Raw genomic sequence first — 4,655 nt, 5'->3', positions numbered from 1 at the left:
GATCAGGAGCCGAACTCGGGGGAAACGGACCCGGATCGGCGCGGGTTGGTGGCGTCGGTGGTCGTGGAACGCGGTGACTTCGTACTCGACGTGACCCTCGCGGTCGGCTCCGGAGAAGTCGTCGCTCTGCTCGGGCCCAACGGCGCGGGAAAGTCGACGCTGCTTGCCGTCTTGGCCGGTCTGGACCGTCCGGCCAGCGGCCGTGTCGAGCTCGGGCACGTCGTGCTCGATGACACCACGACCGGGCGGCATGTCGCGGCCCGGGACCGCCACGTCGGGCTCGTCGTCCAAGACTATCTGTTGTTCCAGCAGATGAGCGTGTTGGAGAACGTCGCATTCGGGTTGCGCGCCCGCCGGGTGCCGCGGCGCCTAGCGCGGGCGGAGGCGAGCCGTGCACTGGGACGCGTCGGGTTGGCAGGAGTCGAGCATCGGAAACCGCGCGAACTCTCGGGCGGTCAGGCGCAACGCGTCGCGCTGGCCCGGGCCCTCGCCGTCAAACCGCGGTTGCTCTTGCTCGACGAGCCGCTGGCCGCGCTCGACGCTGGAACGCGACCGGCCGTCCGCGCCGAGCTCCGTCACCACCTCGCCGGCTACCCGGGGTGTGCCGTAGTCGTCACCCACGATCCGCTGGAGGCTATGGTCCTCGGCGACCGGCTCGTGGTAGTCGAGCATGGACGGGTGGTGCAGGCCGGGGCACCGTCGGATGTGGCACGCCACCCTCGAACCGATTACGTTGCGCGGCTGGTCGGTCTGAACCTGTTGCGGGGCCAGGCAAGCGGGAGGTCCGCGGACATCGGCGGCGGCGCGACGATCGCCCTCGCCCACGAACAGGATGGTCCGGTGCACGTGGCCTTCTCTCCGGCGTCGGTGACCTTGAGCCCGCGCCGGCCCCAGGGTTCGGCCCGGAACGTGTGGACGGGCATCGTGCGGGACCTGGAGAGACACGGTGACCTAGTGCGCGTGACGGTGGACGGCGCGGTATCGGTGCTGGCTGACGTGACTCCGCTCTCCGTCGCCGACCTCGGATTGGCGCCCGGCGCACAGGTATGGGCTTCGGTCAAGGCCAGTGAGATCACCACCTATCCCGCCTGACGGGCACCTGCCTGGCCGGTGTGGGAGCGGCGGGTGCCCGTCCTGCGGCGATGGGAGCAGATGCCCTCTGAGATGATGGAGTGTGTGGCGAGCAGTACTCGGGGACGGGAGACGACCAGGGACGTCGTTCTGACCGTAGTGATTCTCTTCGGCTTGTTGGCGCTGGTCGGCGGGTTCTTCGCGCTCAACCGCCCAGAGGCGGAGACGCCGGACCCGGTCGAGTACGAGAGCGTCGCCGATCTAGTGCGACGTGAGTATCCCTACGACGTGCTGGTGCCCAGGTCCGTCCCGGACTCCTGGCGGGCCACCAGCGTGGACCACTCGCAGCAAGCCGGCGGTCACGAATGGCGCGTCGGATTTCTGGTCGACGAGGAGCAATTCGTCGGACTCGAACAGTCGGACGGAGAGATAGAGGCGTACCAGCGGGATCGCCTGAGAGACTTCTCCGAGGACGGCGAGAGCCGGATCGACGGCGACACCTGGCAGCGTCTGGTAGAGGATGACCGGAATCCGGACCGGGCACTCGTGCAGGTGGACGGTGGCGTGGTGACCATCGTCCGTGGCACGACGTCGTACCAGGTGCTGGAAGAGTTCGTTTCCTGGCTCGAGTGACGTCCAGAACGCCTCATTCGGCGTCGTCGTCGTTCTTCGTGGCGGCGTCGAGTTTGCTGCGTGCGCCCTCCAGATAGCGCTCGCACAGGGTGGCCAGCTCCTCGCCGCGCTGCCACAAGGTCAGCGACTCCTCGAGCGTGGCGCCGCCGGCCTCGAGCTTGGTGACGATCTGGACGAGTTCGTCCCGCGCTGCCTCATAGGTGGGTTCGCCCTCGCTCATGGATCGCCAACTTACCAGTCGGCTGTCGCCGCCGGCTCCCGTCAGCCGGTGTCCGAACCGTCGGCGACGGCGGCGAACTCACCGCCCGCCACCAGCACGCGTAGCCGCTCGCCGGTCGTCACCTCGGCCGGATCGCGGATGACGGCGCCGTCGGTCGCGTCCACGTGCTGCACGACGGCGTAGCCGCGCTCCAATGTGGCTGCCGGTGAGAGCGCGCGGATACGGGCACGGGTGTGCTCGACGTCGACCGCCGCACGGTCGATCAGGTGGTGGACCGTCCGCCGCGCTCGCTGTCTCAACAGCTCGAGTTCGTCCGCTCGGATCCGGATGCTGTGGGCCGCGTCCGCCAGCGCCGGCCGGGAGCGAGTGGCGTCGAGACCGGCCTGTTCCCGATCGATCCATTGCCGCAGGCGGGAACGGATCCTCGTGCGTGCCTGGCGGATCCGGGTCAGCTCTTCGATGACGTCGGGCACCACGTGTTTCGCGGCGTCTGTCGGGGTCGACGCGCGGACGTCGGCGACGAGGTCGAGCAGCGGGCTGTCCCCTTCGTGGCCGATGGCGCTGACCACCGGTGTCTGTGCCGCCGCCACGGCGCGAATCAGGGCTTCGTCGGAGAACGGCAGCAGGTCTTCGACGGAGCCGCCTCCGCGGGAGATGATGACCACGTCAACCTCGGGGTCGCGATCCAGCACGCGCAACGCCTCGATCACCTGCCCGGCGGCCGACGGCCCCTGCACCGCCACGGTCTGCACCTGGAAACGGACGCCCGGCCAGCGTCGTCGTGCGTTCTCCAGGACGTCGTGCTCAGCCTTGGAATCGCGCCCACAGACCAGGCCGATGACTGTCGGGAGGAACGGTAAGGAACGCTTGAGCTCCGGAGCGAAGAGCCCTTCGGCCGCGAGCATCTTGCGCAGTCGCTCGATACGCGCGAGCAGTTCGCCCAGGCCGACGGGGCGGATCTCGGCCGCGGCCAGGGACAGCGTCCCTCGAGTGAAGTACCACGACGGCTTGGCGTGGACGACGATGCGGGCCCCGTCCGTGACCGGCGCTTCGAGCGCGTCGAGAACCCTGGTCGGACAGGTGACCTGAAGGGAGACTTCGGCTGCTGGGTCGCGAAGGGTGAGGAAAGCGGTCTGGGTGCCGGGGCGCCGGGAGATCTGCGTCACCTGCCCCTCGACCCACACGCCGCCGAGCCGGTTGATCCACTGGCCGATCAATTGCGATACGACCCGGACCGGTGCGGGCTTCTCCGGGGATGTGTCGAGCGCCATACTCAGGACCGTACCCGCGTCCGAGGGCACGTCAGGCGTTCAGGTCTCCGTAGGACGAGTCGAGCGTCCGCGGCGTCGGGCCGGCGAGTGCCGCAGCGGGTTCGCCGGCCGGATTCGTCGTGTCTGTTCTGGGATGCCTCATACGATGGGGGCATGACCGCCGAAGGACGTGTATTACTGGCCGCCCCGCGTGGTTACTGCGCGGGTGTCGACCGTGCCGTAGTGACCGTGGAGAAGGCCCTCGACCATTACGGACCGCCCGTGTACGTCCGCAAGCAGATCGTGCACAACCGACATGTGGTGGAGACCCTGGAGAAACGGGGCGCCATCTTCGTGGAAGAGCTCGACGAGGTCCCGGAGGACGCTCTGGTGGTCTTCTCTGCCCACGGCGTCTCACCGGCAGTGCAGACAGAGGCAGCTGAACGCGGTCTGCGGACGATCGATGCGACATGTCCGTTGGTCACCAAGGTGCACAACGAGGCCCGGCGGTTCGCCAAGGACGATCTCGACATCGTGTTGATCGGCCACGAAGGGCACGAAGAGGTCGAAGGCACCTCTGGTGAGGCACCCGAGCACATTCAGCTGGTGCAGAACCCGGCCGACGTGGAGAACGTCGAGGTGCGTGATCCGTCGCGTGTGGTGTGGCTCTCACAGACCACACTGTCGGTCGACGAGACCTACGAGACGGTCGACAGGCTTCGAGATCGTTTTCCCGATCTGATGAGCCCACCGAGTGACGACATCTGTTACGCGACCCAGAACCGTCAGGTCGCCATCAAGGAGGTCGCGGCAGAGTCGGAGCTGGTGCTGGTCGTCGGATCGGCGAACTCCTCCAACTCAGTGCGGCTTGTCGAGGTCGCACTCGAGGCGGGCGCGGACGCGGCGTACCGAGTGGACAGCGCGTCGGAGATCGACGAGTCATGGCTCGAAGGCGTGTCCACAGTCGGTCTCACGAGCGGAGCATCGGTGCCGGAAGAGCTCGTGTCCGGCGTCGTCGGCTGGCTGGCGGAACGGGGTTACCCACACGTCGAGGAACACCGCACGACCGAGGAGTCGTTGATCTTCTCGCTCCCGCGTGAGCTGCGGAAAGACCTCAAGGGCTCGAACGCCGCGGTGTCCTGAGCCGGGTATCGAGATGCTGCGATCCAGTATCGCCGCGCCCCGACTTGACTCTGCGCCCGTGAGGTCGTAAGTTTCTCTAGGCCCTGCAGGGAGCGGGACGCCGGGGACGGCGGCCGACCTGCAGATCTACCTCCAACTCGAAGCCTAGCGACGTGCATCTGCGCGCCGTGATGGATTAGAGTAGGAAGGCCAGCAACCACCTGCAAGACGGACTTTGATCCGGACCGCAGGATGTTGTAAGGTAGACGGGTTGCCCCCGGAAGGATCCGATCAGGATCGCCGCGGCAATTCAGGTGAGAATCTGAATTTGACGCGAACTCGGGGAAAGCCTAAAGTTA

5 protein-coding genes are annotated in these 4,655 nt (G+C 67.3%); 3 read left to right on the top strand and 2 right to left on the bottom strand.

What is annotated here, in order from left to right:
• The first annotated feature begins 48 nt into the window (after positions 1-48).
• On the top strand, positions 49-1,092 hold the full coding sequence (locus ELR45_RS33305) for a sulfate/molybdate ABC transporter ATP-binding protein (RefSeq protein WP_420814000.1): 1,044 nt from the start codon (positions 49-51) through the stop codon (positions 1,090-1,092).
• A gap of 84 nt (positions 1,093-1,176) precedes the next feature.
• Positions 1,177-1,704: a DUF4245 domain-containing protein gene (locus ELR45_RS33300; protein WP_165368332.1), complete on the top strand. Its 528-nt coding sequence runs from the start codon at positions 1,177-1,179 to the stop codon at positions 1,702-1,704.
• 13 nt (positions 1,705-1,717) lie between these two features.
• Here ELR45_RS33300 and ELR45_RS33295 read toward each other — a convergent pair whose 3' ends face one another.
• Positions 1,718-1,924 (bottom strand): exodeoxyribonuclease VII small subunit, encoded by a 207-nt coding sequence (locus ELR45_RS33295; protein ID WP_129670124.1) that lies wholly within the window; start codon positions 1,922-1,924, stop codon positions 1,718-1,720.
• A 41-nt stretch (positions 1,925-1,965) separates the two neighbouring features.
• Positions 1,966-3,195, bottom strand: a complete 1,230-nt coding sequence (gene xseA / locus ELR45_RS33290; RefSeq protein WP_129670123.1) for an exodeoxyribonuclease VII large subunit — start codon at positions 3,193-3,195, stop codon at positions 1,966-1,968.
• A 153-nt stretch (positions 3,196-3,348) separates the two neighbouring features.
• Between xseA and ELR45_RS33285 the strand changes: the two genes are divergently transcribed.
• Positions 3,349-4,317: a 4-hydroxy-3-methylbut-2-enyl diphosphate reductase gene (locus ELR45_RS33285; protein WP_129670122.1), complete on the top strand. Its 969-nt coding sequence runs from the start codon at positions 3,349-3,351 to the stop codon at positions 4,315-4,317.
• The last annotated feature ends 338 nt before the right edge of the window (positions 4,318-4,655 follow it).

It is taken from the genome of Phytoactinopolyspora endophytica (assembly GCF_004138495.1).
In the GTDB taxonomy this organism is placed as follows: domain Bacteria; phylum Actinomycetota; class Actinomycetes; order Jiangellales; family Jiangellaceae; genus Phytoactinopolyspora; species Phytoactinopolyspora endophytica.
This window is presented reverse-complemented; position numbering and strand designations above follow the sequence as displayed.